Origin of the sequence: Mesorhizobium sp. Ca11 (genome assembly GCF_020165275.1) — a bacterium.
GTDB lineage: Bacteria > Pseudomonadota > Alphaproteobacteria > Rhizobiales > Rhizobiaceae > Mesorhizobium.
The window spans coordinates 272,552-288,221 of record NZ_JAIUHU010000002.1; the positions used below are offsets into that span (position 1 = coordinate 272,552).

Annotated in this window: 17 protein-coding genes; 8 read left to right on the forward strand and 9 right to left on the reverse strand. The window is 64.8% G+C overall.

Annotation, left to right across the window (positions count from 1 at the left end):
* Positions 1–12: 12 nt before the first annotated feature.
* Entirely contained in the window at positions 13–1,167 is a 1,155-nt protein-coding gene (locus tag LB538_RS05045; protein WP_224526515.1) for a PA0069 family radical SAM protein, read from the reverse strand.
* A gap of 148 nt (positions 1,168–1,315) precedes the next feature.
* Between LB538_RS05045 and LB538_RS05050 the strand changes: the two genes are divergently transcribed.
* Positions 1,316–1,819 (forward strand): glycosyltransferase, encoded by a 504-nt coding sequence (locus LB538_RS05050; protein ID WP_095768718.1) that lies wholly within the window; start codon positions 1,316–1,318, stop codon positions 1,817–1,819.
* Positions 1,820–1,855: 36 nt separating this feature from the next.
* Here the strand turns inward: LB538_RS05050 and moaB are convergent, their stop codons facing one another.
* The 6 genes from moaB to LB538_RS05080 form a co-directional block, all read right to left on the reverse strand.
* Positions 1,856–2,413, reverse strand: a complete 558-nt coding sequence (moaB, locus tag LB538_RS05055; RefSeq protein WP_224526513.1) for a molybdenum cofactor biosynthesis protein B — start codon at positions 2,411–2,413, stop codon at positions 1,856–1,858.
* Positions 2,400–3,293: a 4-(cytidine 5'-diphospho)-2-C-methyl-D-erythritol kinase gene (locus tag LB538_RS05060; protein WP_224526685.1), complete on the reverse strand. Its 894-nt coding sequence runs from the start codon at positions 3,291–3,293 to the stop codon at positions 2,400–2,402. The genes moaB and LB538_RS05060 overlap by 14 nt, the downstream gene beginning before the upstream one ends.
* A 25-nt stretch (positions 3,294–3,318) precedes the next feature.
* Positions 3,319–3,504: an NfeD family protein gene (locus LB538_RS05065; RefSeq protein ID WP_224526509.1), complete on the reverse strand. Its 186-nt coding sequence runs from the start codon at positions 3,502–3,504 to the stop codon at positions 3,319–3,321.
* 85 nt (positions 3,505–3,589) lie between these two features.
* Positions 3,590–4,447 (reverse strand): S49 family peptidase, encoded by an 858-nt coding sequence (locus tag LB538_RS05070; protein ID WP_140845815.1) that lies wholly within the window; start codon positions 4,445–4,447, stop codon positions 3,590–3,592.
* A 242-nt stretch (positions 4,448–4,689) separates the two neighbouring features.
* Positions 4,690–5,487 carry a tRNA1(Val) (adenine(37)-N6)-methyltransferase gene (locus LB538_RS05075; RefSeq protein WP_224526506.1) on the reverse strand — a complete coding sequence of 266 codons (798 nt, stop codon included), beginning with the start codon at positions 5,485–5,487 and terminating at the stop codon, positions 4,690–4,692.
* Complete coding sequence (locus LB538_RS05080; RefSeq protein WP_027164594.1) at positions 5,487–5,711, reverse strand: DUF2007 domain-containing protein; 225 nt, start codon at positions 5,709–5,711, stop codon at positions 5,487–5,489. The genes LB538_RS05075 and LB538_RS05080 overlap by 1 nt, the downstream gene beginning before the upstream one ends.
* A 154-nt stretch (positions 5,712–5,865) precedes the next feature.
* On the opposite strand from LB538_RS05080, the gene LB538_RS05085 reads away from it, so the two are divergent.
* The 5 genes from LB538_RS05085 (at position 5,866) to LB538_RS05105 (ending at position 10,831) form a co-directional block, all read left to right on the forward strand.
* Positions 5,866–6,879, forward strand: coding sequence for a polyprenyl synthetase family protein (locus LB538_RS05085; RefSeq protein WP_112095919.1), 1,014 nt, complete (start codon positions 5,866–5,868; stop codon positions 6,877–6,879).
* Between the two features lie 92 nt (positions 6,880–6,971).
* Positions 6,972–7,637: a GntR family transcriptional regulator gene (locus LB538_RS05090; RefSeq protein ID WP_224526504.1), complete on the forward strand. Its 666-nt coding sequence runs from the start codon at positions 6,972–6,974 to the stop codon at positions 7,635–7,637.
* Between the two features lie 193 nt (positions 7,638–7,830).
* Positions 7,831–8,439: a biotin transporter BioY gene (locus tag LB538_RS05095; protein WP_224526502.1), complete on the forward strand. Its 609-nt coding sequence runs from the start codon at positions 7,831–7,833 to the stop codon at positions 8,437–8,439.
* Positions 8,436–8,852: a DUF1284 domain-containing protein gene (locus LB538_RS05100; RefSeq protein ID WP_224526500.1), complete on the forward strand. Its 417-nt coding sequence runs from the start codon at positions 8,436–8,438 to the stop codon at positions 8,850–8,852. The genes LB538_RS05095 and LB538_RS05100 overlap by 4 nt, the downstream gene beginning before the upstream one ends.
* 203 nt (positions 8,853–9,055) lie before the next feature.
* Positions 9,056–10,831: a tetratricopeptide repeat protein gene (locus tag LB538_RS05105; protein WP_224526498.1), complete on the forward strand. Its 1,776-nt coding sequence runs from the start codon at positions 9,056–9,058 to the stop codon at positions 10,829–10,831.
* A 481-nt stretch (positions 10,832–11,312) separates the two neighbouring features.
* On the opposite strand, the gene LB538_RS05110 is transcribed toward LB538_RS05105, so the two are convergent.
* Entirely contained in the window at positions 11,313–11,774 is a 462-nt protein-coding gene (locus LB538_RS05110) for a GNAT family N-acetyltransferase (protein WP_224526496.1), read from the reverse strand.
* A 169-nt stretch (positions 11,775–11,943) separates the two neighbouring features.
* Here LB538_RS05110 and LB538_RS05115 point away from each other — a divergent pair, with 169 nt between their 5' ends.
* Positions 11,944–12,891 carry a glycine--tRNA ligase subunit alpha gene (locus tag LB538_RS05115; RefSeq protein ID WP_224526494.1) on the forward strand — a complete coding sequence of 316 codons (948 nt, stop codon included), beginning with the start codon at positions 11,944–11,946 and terminating at the stop codon, positions 12,889–12,891.
* On the opposite strand, the gene LB538_RS05120 is transcribed toward LB538_RS05115, so the two are convergent.
* The gene (locus LB538_RS05120) at positions 12,888–13,070 is read right to left on the reverse strand and encodes a hypothetical protein (protein WP_224526492.1); all 183 of its coding nucleotides are present in this window, start codon (positions 13,068–13,070) and stop codon (positions 12,888–12,890) included. The two genes, LB538_RS05115 and LB538_RS05120, sit on opposite strands and share 4 nt — an antisense overlap.
* A gap of 252 nt (positions 13,071–13,322) precedes the next feature.
* On the opposite strand from LB538_RS05120, the gene glyS reads away from it, so the two are divergent.
* A complete protein-coding gene (gene glyS / locus LB538_RS05125) occupies positions 13,323–15,650 on the forward strand; it encodes a glycine--tRNA ligase subunit beta (protein WP_224526490.1) in 2,328 nt (775 codons plus the stop codon).
* Positions 15,651–15,670: the final 20 nt, after the last annotated feature.

A 15,670-nucleotide genomic window follows, 5' to 3' on the forward strand; every position in this document is an offset into this window, starting at 1 on the left:
CCGGTGCTGGCGTCAAAGCAGCATCAGCTGCTCGCAGGCACTGGCGCCTGCGACGAATTGGTCGGTGCGAAGCTGCCGCCGCTCGACATTGAGGCCGAGCCGCTTGGCGGCGATCTCGAAGCGCCGGCCGATCTGCCAGGCATAGGGACCGGCGCCCTTCATGCGCTTGCCCCATTCGGAATCGTAATCCTTGCCGTCGCGCATCGAGCGGATAAGCGACATCACATGCCGGTAACGGTCGGGATAATGGCGCAACAGCCAGTCCTTGAAGATCGGCGCCACTTCGAGCGGCAGGCGCAGGATGACGTAGCCGGCCTCTCGCGCGCCGGCGGCTCTAGCCGAATCGAGGATGCGCTCCATCTCCGGATCGGTAAGCCCCGGAATGATCGGTGCCACCATGACCGATGCCGGGATGCCGGCGTCCGAAAGCTGCCTGATCGCCTCCAGCCGCTTCGTCGGGGTCGAGGCGCGTGGCTCCATCGTTCTCGCCAGCATGCGGTCGAGCGTCGTCACCGACAGCGCCACCTTGGCAAGGCCGCGCTCGGCCATGCGCGACAGGATGTCGATGTCGCGTGTCACCAGCGCCGACTTGGTGACGATGCCGACCGGATGGCCGCGCGCTTCCAGCACTTCCAGGATCTCGCGCATGATGCGGTATTGCTTCTCGATCGGCTGGTAGGGATCGGTGTTGGTGCCGATGGCGATCGTGCGCGGCTGGTAGCCCGGTTTCGACAATTCCCTGTCCAGCATTCGCGCGGCATCCGGCTTGGCGAACAGCTTCGATTCGAAATCGAGCCCCGGCGACAGGCCCATGAAGGCATGCGTCGGCCTGGCGAAGCAGTAGACGCAGCCATGCTCGCAGCCGCGATAGGGGTTGATCGAACGGTCGAAGGAGATGTCAGGCGACTCGTTGCGCGTGATGATGGTGCGCGGCTTCTCGACCTGCACTTCCGTCTTGAACGGCGGCAGTTCCTCCAGCGAGTTCCAGCCGTCGTCGAACACATGCCGGCTGACCGGCTCGAACCGGCCGGACGGATTGATGCCGGCCGAGCGGCCGCGATTGCGGTCGGGCCGCACGCGCATGCCGCTCTGCTCGATCATCGCATTTGCCATTTCGGCTCTTCCTGCTCCGAAGGCGGCAATGTCGGCGCGCACGATCTGTTCCATTTTCGCCCTCTCCCAGGGACTGTCGGCAGGCTGTCGAATCGCTCTGTTCATGAAACTATTCCTATTTTGCCGAACAGAACAAAGCAAGAACTTTTTCGCTTGAAGCCCGCAACTGGCGCATCGCCGCACTTTCCGCTATTCGGCTAAAATGCTCAGCGTCCTTATCGAAACCCGCAACGACGAAGAGGGGCTTGCCCGTACGCTCGCCTCGCTGGTCGGCGGCGCGGTCGAAGGCGTCGTGCGCGACGTGATCGTCTGCGATCAAGGCTCGACCGACCAGACGCACCGGGTGGCCGAGCATGCCGGCTGCCACTATGCGACCGGCGGGATCGGCGCCGGTATCGGCCAGGCCAAGGGCGACTGGCTGCTCCTGCTCGAGCCAGGGGCGCGGCTCGCCGAGGGCTGGATCGACGAAGTCGTGGCGCACACGGCGAAACAGACCATGCCGGCGCGCTTTTCACGCGCCCGCGCCAACCGTGCGCCTTTCCTGGCCAGGGTGTTCTCGAGCAATCGTGCGCTGGCCGAGGGGCTTGTCATCAGCAAGCGTCAGGCCTCGGCTCTGGCAAAGAGCGCGCGCAGCGCCGAAGCCTTGGCGCGCGGCCTGGCGACCAGAAGGCTGAACGCCGAAATCTGGATCGCGCCGCCGAAATGATGCCCCGCCGTGCCGGCCGGGCGCCTTAACTGAGCTTTACGAGGTGGGCTTGCCGCCGCGCCTGAGATGCTCGTCCAGCCGCGGCATGATCTCGACGAAGTTGCAGGGCATGTGCCGGTAGTCGAGCTGCGCCTTGATGATGCCGTCCCAGGCGTCCTTGCAGGCGCCGGGCGAGCCCGGCAGCACGAAGACGAAGGTGGCGTTGACGACGCCGCCTGTTGCCCGGCTCTGGATCGTCGAGGTGCCGATCTTGTCGTAGGAGATGCGGTGGAAGACTTCCGAAAAGCCGTCCATGCGCTTTTCGAAGATCGGCTCCAGCGCCTCCGGCGTCACGTCGCGGCCGGTGAAGCCGGTGCCGCCGGTGGTGATCACGACATCGATATTTTCGTCCTTCGACCAGCCAAGCACCTTGTCGCGGATCTTGTCGCGGTCGTCGGTCACGATATCGCGCGCGGCAAGGCTGTGGCCGGCTTCCGCGATGCGGTCGGCCAGCGTCTGTCCGGATTTGTCTTCGGCGAGGCCGCGCGTGTCGGAGACGGTAAGCACGGCGATGCGCACCGGAATGAAGGGCCGGCTTTCGTCAAGCTTCGCCATCGCTCACCTCCATGCTGCGCGTCGCGGCAACGAACCAGTCGGGGTGGCGGGCGCGGATCTCGATCGCCGCGCGCTTTGCGACATTGCCGGTCTCGAACAGGCCGAAGCATGTGGCGCCCGAGCCGGACATGCGCGCGAAGGCGGCGTCGGCACGCTTGAGCGCCTTGAGCGCCTCGCCGATCGCCGGGCAGATCGAACGGGCGGCGGGCTCGAGATCGTTGCGCGTCGTCTCCAGCCAGTTGCGGATCGTGTGGAAATCGAGGCGTTTCGGCAGCGGCGGCAGCGCCTCGTTGTCGGGGCTGGAGAGCGCCTTGAACACGTCCGGCGTCGAGACCGCGATGCCCGGATTGACCAGCACCAGGCCAAGCGCAGGAAAGGCGGATAGCGGCGAGACTTCATCGCCGATACCGCGTGCGATCAGCGGCATTGATTTGAGGCACATCGGCAGGTCGGCACCGAGCGAAAGCCCGATCCGGGCCAGTGAATTGTCGTCGATATCGAGCTTCCAGAGCCGCGCCAGGCCATTAAGCGCGGCCGCCGCGTCGCTCGAGCCGCCGCCGACTCCGGAGGCGATGGGCAGGTTCTTCTCCAGCCGGATGGCGACCGGCGGTCCCTGTTGCATGCCGGCTTCCCGGCGCAAGGCATCGCGCGCCTTCACCACCAGATTTTCCCCATCGAGCGGCAGCCCGGCGGCATAACGGCCGGATACCGAGAAGTCATCCTCTTCCGCCCGCTCGATCTCGAGCCGGTCGCCGAAGCGGGTGAAGACGGCAAGGCTGTCGATGAGATGGTAGCCGTCGGCGCGCTGTCCGATGACATGCAGCGCCAGGTTGATCTTGGCAGGCGCAAGCCACGTCCGGACCTCTGTGCCGGGCTCCAGGATGTCGGCTGCTGGCGAGATGGGATCAGTCCTTGGCGAGACGATATTCGCCGGTCGTGGGGTCCTTGACCAGCGTGCCCGTCGTGCCGTTCGCCGCCTGTCTTTCGGTACGCCGGATCTTGGCCGTCACGCGTTCGGCCTCGCGCACGAAAGCGCGGTAGCCAAAGTAAGCGGCGGCGCCGACAACGGCGAAGAAAATGATCTGCGGCATCTCTAAAACTCCTCCCGCGTCCTCGCGGCAAGGCCGGCCGGACAGGCTCGGTCAAGCGGCCATGCTAGCCGCATTCATGGCTTTTTCAAAGCCCGAAGCGCGCCCACAGCGCACGCTCTTCCGCCGCATCGAGGACGCCGCTGGCGGCGGCCGCCGCGATATCCGGCGCCGAAACGCGCGAGCCGAACAGGCCGAAACGGCCGAACAGACCGCGCGGCGCGGTGATCAGCTTGAGCTGCGTCTTTTCACCGAAACGGGTCTTGAGCACGCTGCGCATATCGCCCAGCGCATCGACAAGGCCGAGCTCGAGGCCGCGCTTGGCGGTCCAGAACAGGCCGGTGAACAGGTCCGGGTCGTCCTTGAGCTTGCTGCCGCGCCGTTCCTTGACGAGGTCGATGAAGGTCTCGTGCACTTCGAGCTGCAGCGCCTTCAGCCGTTCGACGTCCTCCTCCTTCTCGGGCTTGAACGGATCGAGCACGGCCTTGTTCTGGCCGGCGGTGTGGACGCGCCGCTCGACGCCGATCTTCTTCATTAGCTCCGGGAAGCCGAAAGAGGCCGAGACCACGCCGATCGAGCCGACGATCGAGGACGGGTCGGCGAAGATCTCGTCGCCGGCAACCGCGATCATGTAGCCGCCCGAGGCCGCCACGTCCTCGACGAAGACCAGCACCTTCTTGTTCTTTTCCGCCGCCAGGTCGCGGATGCGCTTGAAGATCAGACGCGACTGCACCGCTGAGCCGCCCGGCGAGTTGATCGAGATGGCGACCGCCGGCGCGTCGAAGCTGAACGCCTTTTCGATCAGGCCGGCCGTCGAGGCGAGCGACAGGCTCGGCCGGAACTGGCCTCCGCCGGCCATGATGGGGCCTTGCAGCCGGATGACCGGAATGGTGACGACTGTCGAGCGCCAGGATTTCGGCAGCAGGCGGTTGAAAAGGCGTTTCACGAACGATTGTCTCCGGACAAAAGGCAAAGGAGCAAGATGAGATCAGGTCGGTTGGTCTGTTTCACGGTCGCGGCATCATCCTGCTTGGGCATGTAAGGAACTCGCCGGCCAACGGCAATGCCGCATCGCCGGCCAGTGCATGTCGCGCAAAAGTGTGCAGCGGTTTTGCGAAAAAGACATGCATAAAACAAAAACTTGAAGCGCGTCGCTAGAATCCATTTCAACGCGACGCGCTTCAAGGATCAATCGCCGAACAGCGATGCCAGGCCGTTATTGATCATTTCCGTCCGCTCCGCCGGCCCGTTGCCGGACGGCCCGTGCAAGATGAGCGGCGGGCGGATCGACAATTTTCCGCGCGCGCCGAGCACCGCCCTGACGACGATGCGGATCGCCGCCGCATCCGGCCGCGGATGCACGCACAGCAACTCGGCATCGCCGAAGCGTCCCTCGATCGCGTCCAGGATGGCAACCAACTGCTCGGGCCGCGCGATGACGGCCAGCCCGCCGCGCGGCCTGGCGACGGCGGCGGCGCTCCTGATCCAGCGCTCGAACAGGCCGTCCTCCGACACATGCGCCTCTCTGCGCAACGCGTCGGGCGTCGAGCGATCCTCGGCCGCGTTGAACGGCGGGTTCATGATGACGAAGTCGAAGGAGTTGACGGCAAGCCCGGCCTCGGTCCGCGCTCGACCGGTCAGCGTCACGTCGGCGGTCAGCACCGAGGCGCGGTCGCCGAGATGGCCATTGCCGGGATGCGAAAGCGTGGCAGTGGCGAACCTGGCCATTTCGGCGGAGCGCTCGACGAGCACGGCCTGTGCCGCCGGGCAGCGCGACAACACGGCAAGGGCGGCGGCGCCGGCGCCCGCGCCGAAATCGGCGAGCCGGCCGGAAAAGCCGGATGGCACGGCGGCCGCCAGCATCATGGCGTCCATGCCGGCGCGATGACCGCCGCGGCTCGGCTGCACCAGCCAGAAGCGCCCGCGATGGAAGGCATCGATCGTGTGCGCCGGCGTATCCGGGACGGGGGCGGTGCTGGCTCCCATTATTTTTTGCGGATCTCGTTCTCGATGCCGGCATCCTTGAGGATGCGCCGTGCGGCATCGACCTTTTCGGCATCGACCATCACGCGCCGCGGCAGGATGCCGAGCGAACCGTCGAGCACGCTCATATTCTGGTCGGCGACGAAACAGGCGATGCCGGCATCGCGCATCAGCGATTCGACAAAGGAGATGACGACGGCGTCGTTGGTGCGGACAAGCTCGATCATGAAACGAAAATCGCAGGTTGTGGCGTTCGTGTAAACGTGCGCGTGGACACTCCGTCGGCGGAGCCGCGCTAATTCGCCTCTTGCCGTGCCCGGTTGCGCCGCCCTAGAGTCGGCGAGGGACCAAGGGTGCGTCAGATTGACGGGAGTTGTCGTGGTGGGTGTCGTTCTCAACATCGAAGGCAAGCGGGAACCCGCTTCCATCAAGGATTTGATCGATCTGACAGCCGCCGATATGGGGCGGGTCAACGAGCTGATCCTGTCCAAGGCCGGCTCCGACGTCGAGATGATCCCGGAGATCGCCAATCATCTGATCTCCTCCGGCGGCAAGCGGCTCAGGCCCATGCTCACGCTCGCCGCCGCGCAGATGTTCGGCTATTCCGGCGAAGGCCATGTCAAGCTCGCGACCGCCGTCGAATTCATGCACACGGCGACGCTGCTGCATGACGACGTGGTCGACGAGAGCGCGCTACGCCGCGGCAAGAAGACGGCGCGCATGATCTGGGGCAACCAGGCGAGCGTGCTCGTCGGCGATTTCCTGCTCGGCCAGGCCTTCCGCATGATGGTCGAGGTCGGCTCGCTGGAAGCGCTGGACATCCTGTCGGCCGCAGCCTCCATCATCGCCGAGGGCGAGGTGATGCAGCTTGCCGCCGCCAAGAACCTCGAGACCACCGAGGACGAGCATTTCGCCGTCATCAAGGCCAAGACGGCGGCGCTGTTCTCGGCCGCCGCCGAAGTCGGGCCGGTCATCGCCCAGGCCTCGCGCACCGATCGCGCGGCGCTTCGCTCCTACGGCATGAATCTCGGCCTTGCCTTCCAGCTCATCGACGACGCGCTGGACTATGGCGGCTCGAGCAAGGATCTCGGCAAGAATGTCGGCGACGATTTCCGCGAGGGCAAGGTGACGCTGCCGGTGATCCTCGCCTACCGGCGCGGCACCAAGGCCGAGCGCACCTTCTGGAAGCGCGCCATCGAGGACAACGTCGCCGACGATGCCGGGCTTGAAAAGGCTATCGGACTGATGGCCCGCCACGGCGCCATCGCCGATACGATCGGCCGCGCCCGCCATTTCGGCGAGATCGCCCGCGACGCGCTGGCGCCGCTGGAGGCGACGCCGCAGAAGTCGGCTTTGATCGACGTGATCGATTTCTGCATCAGCCGCGTCAACTGAGCCCGCGGATCCGGCACATTTGCGTCCGCCGGGAAGTGAATCCCGCGCCGGCCGTCTCGACAAACGGCGGTCCGGCAAATTATCTATAAAATATGGCCAGCAAAGAAGACACGATCGCCGTCCGCATCAGCAAGGAACTGGCGGACCGCATCATTTCGGGCGCCATCGAGCCCGGCTCGCGGCTGCGCCAGGACCATGTCGCCGAGGAATTCAACACCAGTCATGTCCCGGTGCGCGAGGCTTTCCGGCGCCTGGAGGCGCAAGGGCTGGCGATTAGCGAGCCGCGCCGCGGCGTGCGTGTCGCCTCTTTCGATCTCGGCGAGGTCAGAGAGGTGGCCGAGATGCGGGCGGCGCTCGAAGTGCTGGCGCTGCGCCATGCCGTGCCGCATCTGACGGCGTCGATCCTTGATCAAGCCGAGGAGGCGACCAAGGCCGGCGACAAATCCCGCGACGTGCGCTCCTGGGAAGAGGCCAATCGCACCTTCCATCGGCTGATCCTGGCGCCCTGCAACATGCCGCGCCTGCTCTCCACCATCGACGACCTGCATGCCGCGAGCGCGCGCTTCCTTTTCGCGGCCTGGCGCTCGGAATGGGAAACCCGCACCGACCAGGATCATCGGGCGATCCTGAGCGCCCTGAGACAAGGCAACACCGAATCGGCCGCCGCGACACTCGGGCGGCACGTGCAATGGATCGGCCAGAAGCCGGTCAAGACCGCTTCCGGCAAGACGCGCGACGCCTTCGCCATCGTGGGGTAGGTTTGGCGATTGGCGATTGGCCGAGGCTTCTCAGCCTCGTCATTCTAGGGTCTGCGCGCGTCGCTTCGCTCCTTGCTCCGCCCTGGAATGACGAATTCGAGGGCAGGCGCTTGCCATTCGTTTCAAAATATGGATTCGATAATAGATGAAGTCAAAAAATTATCTATAATTCATGCGAACCAAGGAAAACACCGTGACCCATCCAGCCATTTCGACCCAAAACCCCTCCTTCAGCCCATTGCGGCTGCACAGCCGTTCGCTCGCCTGGCAGATCGGCGCCGTGATCCTCGGTTCGCTGTTCCTGGCGCTGTCTTCCTATATCGAGGTGCCGATGGTGCCAGTTCCGGTCACCATGCAGACCTTCGCCGTCACCCTGGTCGGCGCGCTTTATGGCTGGCGCTTCGGTGCGCTGACCATCGCCGCCTGGCTCGTCGAGGGCGCCGCCGGTTTCCCGGTTCTTGCAGGCGGCGCCGCTGGCATACAGCATTTCGTTGGCCCGACCGGCGGCTATCTCTTCGCCTTTCCGGTCGTCGGCGCTGTCGTCGGCTGGCTGGCCGAACGCGGCTGGAACGGGAACCGCGTCATGCTTGCCTTCGCTGCCATGCTCATCGGCAACCTGCTCTGCCTGGTTCTGGGCACCGCCTGGCTTGCCGTCATGATCGGCGCTGAAAAGGCCATCACCTTCGGCTTCGTGCCTTTCATCGTCGGCGGCCTGCTCAAGTCGGCGCTGGGCGCGGCGACGCTAAAGCTCTTTTCCACCTATCGTGCGGAGCAAGGCGACCGCTCGTCCGGGACGCGATGACCGTCAAGCTGCGCGCCCATCATCTGCTCTGTCTGCTGACCTATGTCGGCAAGGGCTACTCGCCGGCCTTCACCGCCAATTACGACAAGGTGGTGAAGCGGCTGGGCGAGGGCGAGGCGGTGGTGATCGTTGCCGGTCCGGACGATGTCTGCGCCCCGCTGCTCGGCGAGCCGGAGCCGCATTGCTTGCGCGAGAGCGCCGCCGAGCGGGACCGGATGGCGGCGCGCGATGTCGGCGCTCTCCTCGGGCGGCCGATCCGGGCCGGAGACCGGTTGGTGCTGGACGCCCACAAACTGGCGGGGATGCGCAAGGCTTTTTCCGCCGGCCTGACGCGCCAGGCGTGCTCCGGCTGCGAATGGTCCGGCCTGTGCGATACGGTTGCCGCCAGCGGATTCAGCGATACCTATCTGTAGGCAATCCGATGCCGCATATGGGCGTCCCGGGCCTCCGCGCGGGATTTTCGCTGGCGCGGCATCGTTTTTTAAGCCGGATGATTGCATTGTGATTCGCCCGGCAATTGAAGCCTGACCCCAAAAAGGCCATGCTTTGACCGGAAAAGAGCGAGTCTGTGGGCGGTCCGCCAAGGGCGGGATCGCATCTGGCTGAAAGGGATACGATGCGGCAAGGACGTGCGCGCTGGCTGACGAGGCTGGCATTTTTGACCGGTGTGGCGCTTTGGGTGCTGCCGGTCCAGGCCAAGGAAGAGGCCCGACCGCTCCAGATCACGTCTTTCTCGGGCGCCTATCTCGCGGCTCATATCGCCGAAAGCGACAACGATCTCGACGATGCGATCGCCTATTACAAGCAGGCGCTGGCCTTTGCGCCGAACGACAAGGAATTGCAGCAGAGCCTGATGCTGGCTCTGGTCGCGCAAGGCCGCTTCGAGGAATCGCTCGTCTATGCCGACAAGCTGAAGGAAGTGCCGGACGTCGAGCGCTTCTCGCGCCTGGCTCTGGCCATCGATTCCTTCCACAAGAAGGACTACGCCAAGGCGCAGTACTGGCTGAAGCTCTCGCTGGAATCCGATCTCGACCGGCTGCTCTCGGGCGTCATGGACGGCTGGGCCAAGGAAGGTGCCGGCAACGCGTCCGAGGCCATGGACTCCATCGACAAGCTCAAGGGCCCGGACTGGTTCGGCCTGTTCAAATCATTCCACCGCGCGCTGATCGCCGACGCCGCCGGCCTGAACGACAAGGCCGAGGAACTCTACGCCGCCACCATGGCCGATACCGCGGCCGGCGGCTCCGCGCCCGAAACCTGGATGCGCAACGCCCAGGCCTATGCCTCGTTCCTGGTCCGCAAGGGCGACAAGTCGAAGGCGCAGGCGGTGTTGAACCAGGCCGAAGCCTTCGCGCCGGGCAAGCTTGAAATCACCACGCTGCGCGACCGCATCAGCAAGGGCGACAAGATCGAGCCGCTCGTCGCCGGTCCGGCCGACGGCGCGTCCGAAATCCTGCTTGACCTTGCCACCGCGCTCAACCGCGGCGGCGGCGAGCCTTTTGTGCGGCTCTATCTGCAATATGCCCTGGCACTGAAGCCGGACAGCGACGCAGCCCTTGTGCAGCTTGCCGCCGTGGCCGAGCAGTTGAAGGACGGCGAAGGCGCCGTCTCGCTCTACCGCCGCATTCCGGCGTCCTCGCCGCTGAAGGAGCTCTCCGACCTGCAGATCGGCCTCAACCTTGCCGATCTCGACAAGCATGACGAGGCGGTTTCGCATCTCAAGGCCTATCTCGACCGGCATCCGGACGACATGCGCGCCTATCTGGCGCTTGGCGGCGTCTATGGCTCGAAGGAAGATTTCCGCTCGGCCGCCAGTCTCTACGACAAGGCTGTCGACCAACTGAAGACGCCGACCGCCGCCAACTGGAACATCTTCTACCAGCGCGGCATCGCCTATGAGCGGCTGAAGGAATGGCCGAAGGCGGAACCCAATTTCCGCAAGGCGCTGGAGCTGCAGCCCGACCAGCCGCAGGTCATGAACTATCTCGGCTATTCCTGGGTCGACATGAACATGAACCTCAAGGAAGGCCTGGCGATGATCCAGAAGGCCGTGGATCTGCGGCCGAACGACGGCTACATCGTCGATTCGCTGGGCTGGGCCTATTTCCGCATGGGCCGCTTCGACGACGCCGTGCGCGAGATGGAGCGCGCCGTCTCGCTGAAGCCCGAGGATCCGGTCCTCAACGATCATCTCGGCGATGCCTACTGGCGCGTCGGCCGCAAGCTCGAGGCCACCTACCAGTGGACGCAGGCACGCGACCTGAAGCCCGATCCGGATGTGCTCGCCACTTTGCAGCAGAAGTTGCTCAAGGGCCTGCCGCCGATCGAATCCAACACCGCGCAGGAAACCCCCAAGGTGAAGCCGGAGCCGACGCCCGCGCCGAAAGGCTGAGCCTCTCGCCAGCGTTCAAGAAAACGGGGCCCGTCGAGCCCCGTTTTTTATTTCAGCTTGGCATCTGTGGAGCTTAAGGTCGGTCCGGCCCTACTGGAATGCCGGCAAACGCCAGTTCCCGAACGGAGAAATCTCAACCCGTAGGCTGTGTTTGCGTTGGCAGGCGGCATGCGTTGGAGATTGGGCCGAAATGCTCAGCCCGTCGTCATCCACGGGCGGAGCAAGGAGCGAAGCGACGCGCGCAGACCCGAGGATCCATTCCGTGACTTCTGAGCGCTGCTGCGGTGCAGAATTCTGCTCCGCTGCACTCCGCGGCTCAGGTCACGGAATGGATTCCAGGGTCTCCGCGACGCCGCTTCGCAGCTGCTCCGCCCTGAAATGACGAGGTTGGAAGGCTTCAACCAATCTCGGCGGTTGTCATGGAAATGACCGGTGACAATCTTGCGCCGACAAACAGCTGCCTTTCCCTGTGTCGAGGAAACTAGAACATTTTTCTATAGACGACGAATCCCGACTTCTCGCCGATCTTGTCGTAGAGCTGCATCGCGGTGTGGTTCGTCTCATGCGTCAGCCAGTAGACGCGGTTCGCGCCCGCTTGCCTGGCGCGCTCATAGACGCCTTCGATCAGCGCCCGGCCGACGCCCTGGCCGCGCGCGGCCTGCGTGGTGAAGAGATCCTGCAGGTAGCAGCTCGGCGCGATCGACGTCGTCGAGCGATGATAGAGATAGTGGACAAGGCCGAGCAGATTGCCATCGCGCTCGGCCACCAGCGCATGCACCGGTTCATAGGCGTCGAAGAAACGCGACCATGTCATCTGCGTGATCTCGCCGGCAAGTGCCGTCGAGCCGGAGCGCCCGTAAAACGCGTTGTAGCCGTCCCAGAGCGGCAGCCACTGCTCGTAGTCCAGCCTTGTGACGGGTCGTATGGTGAGTTGACCGGACATAGCGAAACCTCTGTCGTTGAGCTGGAACGGAGCAAACGGCGGCCGCCGCTCGACGGCAATGGGCCAGCCCGCCGCAAAGCTTTCCGCCTTGCCGGGCGCGAGCCTCCCGCCTTGACGCTCGGCGGCCCGGCAACTAGGGAAGCGTCATCCCGCGCTTTCCGAGGCCGCCGTGACCATCGAAATTCCTGCCCATATACATCCCAGCCGCTCCTTCCAGGGGCTGATCCTGACCTTGCACAATTACTGGGCGGACTATGGTTGCGTCATCCTGCAGCCCTACGACATGGAGGTCGGCGCCGGCACCTTCCATCCGGCCACCACCTTGCGCGCGCTGGGCCCGCTGCGCTGGAACGCGGCCTATGTGCAGCCCTCGCGCCGCCCGAAGGATGGCCGCTACGGCGAGAACCCGAACCGCCTGCAGCACTATTACCAATACCAGGTGATCCTGAAGCCAAATCCGCCGAACCTGCAGGAACTCTATCTGGGCTCGCTGGAAGCAATCGGCGTCGATCCGCTGCTGCACGACATCCGCTTCGTCGAGGACGACTGGGAAAGCCCGACGCTGGGCGCCTGGGGGCTCGGCTGGGAGTGCTGGTGCGACGGCATGGAAGTCTCGCAGTTCACCTATTTCCAGCAGGTCTGCGGCATCGAATGCGCGCCGGTGGCCGGCGAGCTGACCTACGGCCTGGAGCGGCTCGCCATGTATGTGCAGGGCGTCGACAATGTCTACGATCTGAACTTCAATGGCCGCGAGGGCGCCGAGAAAGTCACTTACGGCGACGTCTTCCTGCAGGCCGAGCAGGAATATTCGCGCCACAATTTCGAATTCGCCAACACCGCGATGCTGCTGAGGCACTTCGAGGACGCCGAGGCCGAGTGCAAGGCGCTGCTCGATGCCGGCACGCCGAAGCCGAGCGACAATCTGGCGATGCACCGCATGGTCTTCCCGGCCTACGACCAGTGCATCAAGGCAAGCCATGTCTTCAACCTGCTCGACGCGCGCGGCGTCATCTCGGTCACCGAGCGGCAAAGCTACATCCTGCGCGTACGCAATCTGGCCAAGGCTTGCGGCGAAGCGTTCCTCAAGACGCGGGCGGGCGGGCTGGCGGCGGCTTAAGCCGACACGGCCTTCGCGGTCTCGACGGCGGCACCGACCGGCAATACGATCTGCGCCGATGCGCCGTCGATCGTGCGCATGGCCTGCCTGATCCCAGGCATCGTGATCGTGCCGTGTGCCTGGACGGCGAAGCAGGCGCTGAGCGCCAGGATCTGCAGGGTTCTCGATGCCGTCTTCATCACCGTTCAGCCAATAGGTCTCTGCCTGAGCGTTTGTCGCTTCAGCGCAGCGTTCGGTTCATGGGAAGTTCTGCTCCAAGGACGGGTGGGCCGGCGCCAACCCGACAGCGGGTCGAAAAATTCCGCAAAATCGGTCGAAGAGGCGATCTGCTGGCGGGGTGACAGCGGGCGGCCGAGTTGCTATCTCCCGCCCATTCGTTTCGGCGCTTCGCGCCGACCCTCCCCATCAAGGGGAGGGTGGGGAGCTTAACTATGCCCGACCTGCTCTTGGAACTCCGCTCGGAAGAGATTCCCGCCCGCATGCAGCGCAAGGCGGCCGGCGACCTCAGGAAGATGCTGACCGACGGTCTGGTCGAGGCGGGTCTCACCTATGAGGCGGCGCGCGAATATTGGACGCCGCGGCGTCTGGCGCTCGACATCCGTGGCCTGACCGCGCGCTCGAAGGACATCCGCGAGGAGATCAAGGGTCCTTCGACCACGGCGCCCGAGCAGGCGGTGCAGGGCTTCCTTCGCAAGGCCGGCCTTTCGTCGATCGCCGAGGCGCATGTCCATTCCGACCCCAAGAAGGGCGACTTCTACGTCGCCCATATCTCCAAGCCGGGCCGGGCGGCGGAGGAAATCATCGCCGAGCTGGTGCCGGGCATCATCCGCGCCTTCCCTTGGCCGAAATCGATGCGCTGGGGCCCGGCCTCGGCTAAGTCCGGTTCCCTGCGCTGGGTGCGGCCGCTGCAGTCAATCGTCTGCACCTTCGGGCCGGAGACCGAGGAGCCGGTGATCGTCGATTTCGAGATCGACGGCATCCGCGCCGGCAACGTCACCTATGGCCATCGCTTCCATGCGCCGGGCCCGATCACCGTGCGCCGCTTCGACGACTATGTGGCGAAGCTCGAGGCGGCCAAGGTCGTGCTCGATGCCGACCGGCGCAAGGAGATCATCCTGGCCGACGCCCGCAACATCGCCTTCGCCAACGGCCTAGACCTGGTCGAGGACGAGGGCCTGCTGGAGGAAGTCTCCGGCCTGGTGGAATGGCCGGTCGTGCTGATGGGCGAGTTCGAGCAGGATTTCCTCACCATTCCGGGCGAGGTCATCCGCCTCACCATCCGCGCCAACCAGAAGTGTTTCGTGACGTCGCGCCCGATCTCCCCGCTGGAGGGGGAGATGTCGGGAAAGCCGACAGAGGGGACTCAGCGCGAGGCCCCCCTCTCTGCCCTGCCGGGCATCTCCCCCTCAAGGGGGGAGATTGGCCAATCGCCGCTTTCGAACCGCTTCGTGCTGGTCGCCAACATCGAGGCGAGCGACGGCGGCAAGGAGATCGCCTACGGCAACGGCAAGGTGGTGCGCGCCCGCCTGTCCGATGCGCTCTATTTCTGGCGGACCGATCAAGGCGATTTGCCCGACCTCGACCAGCTGAACGAATCGGCGGCGAAGTTCGACCTGGATTTGAAGAAGCCGCTCGACCAGCGCATGGCGCGCCTCGATCATCTCAACGTGACTTTTCACGCGAAGCTGGGCACGCAAGGCGCGCGCGTTGAGCGTATCAAGCGGTTGGCTGAGGAACTGGCGCCGACGGTCGCCTCCGGCGACATCTCCCCCTCGAGGGGGGAGATTACCGCGCTCGCAAGCCGTGCCGCCGTGCTTGCCAAGGCGGACCTGCAAACCGAAGTGGTCGGCGAGTTCCCCGAGCTGCAAGGCGCCATGGGCCGCAAATATGCGCTGCTGCAGGGCGAGCATCCGTCGGTCGCCGCGGCCGCCGAGGAGCATTACAAACCGCAAGGCCCATCCGACCGCGTGCCGACAGATCCGGTCTCGGTTGCCGTCGCGCTCGCCGACAAGCTCGACACGCTCACCGGCTTCTGGGCGATCGATGAAAAGCCCACGGGCAGCAAGGATCCGTTCGCGCTGCGACGTGCGGCTCTTGGCGTGGTCAGAATACTCGTCGAGAACCGGATTCGTCTGGCGCTGACGTCTGTTTTCGCCAAGGCCTTTGCAAACTTCAAAGGCGGCGCGGACCAGTCGTCCGACCTCCTCGCCTTCTTCCACGACCGTCTGAAAGTCTATCTGCGTGAAAGCGGTGCACGGCATGACTTGATCGATGCCGTGCTGTCAGCGGGCTCGCGCCCAATCTCCCCCACAAGGGGGGAGATTGGGCAATCGCCGAACGACGACCTCCTGCAGATCGTGCGCCGCGTCGAGGCGCTCGGCTCCTTGCTCGACACCGAGGAGGGCAAGAACCTGCTTGCCGGAACCAAGCGCGCCGCCAACATCCTGGCCGCCGAGGAGAAGAAGAAAACGGCAATCGCCGAGACCGTTGAGTCGGCGCTGTTCCGCGAGGAGGCGGAAAAGAAGCTTTTTGCCGCGGTGAATCAGGCCGAGAAGGAAGCCGGCCAAGCAATTCAAAACGAAGATTTTTCTGCTGCCATGCTGGCGCTTAGCGTGTTGCGCGAACCGGTTGATTCATTCTTTGAGCGTGTTCTCGTGAATGATGAGGACCAGGCCGTGCGCGCCAACCGTCTGGCGCTGCTCGCCCGCATCCGCGCCGCCACCGACCAGGTCGCGGATTTTTCAAAAATCGTCGGCTGACGGCTCGGAAAACCGCACAT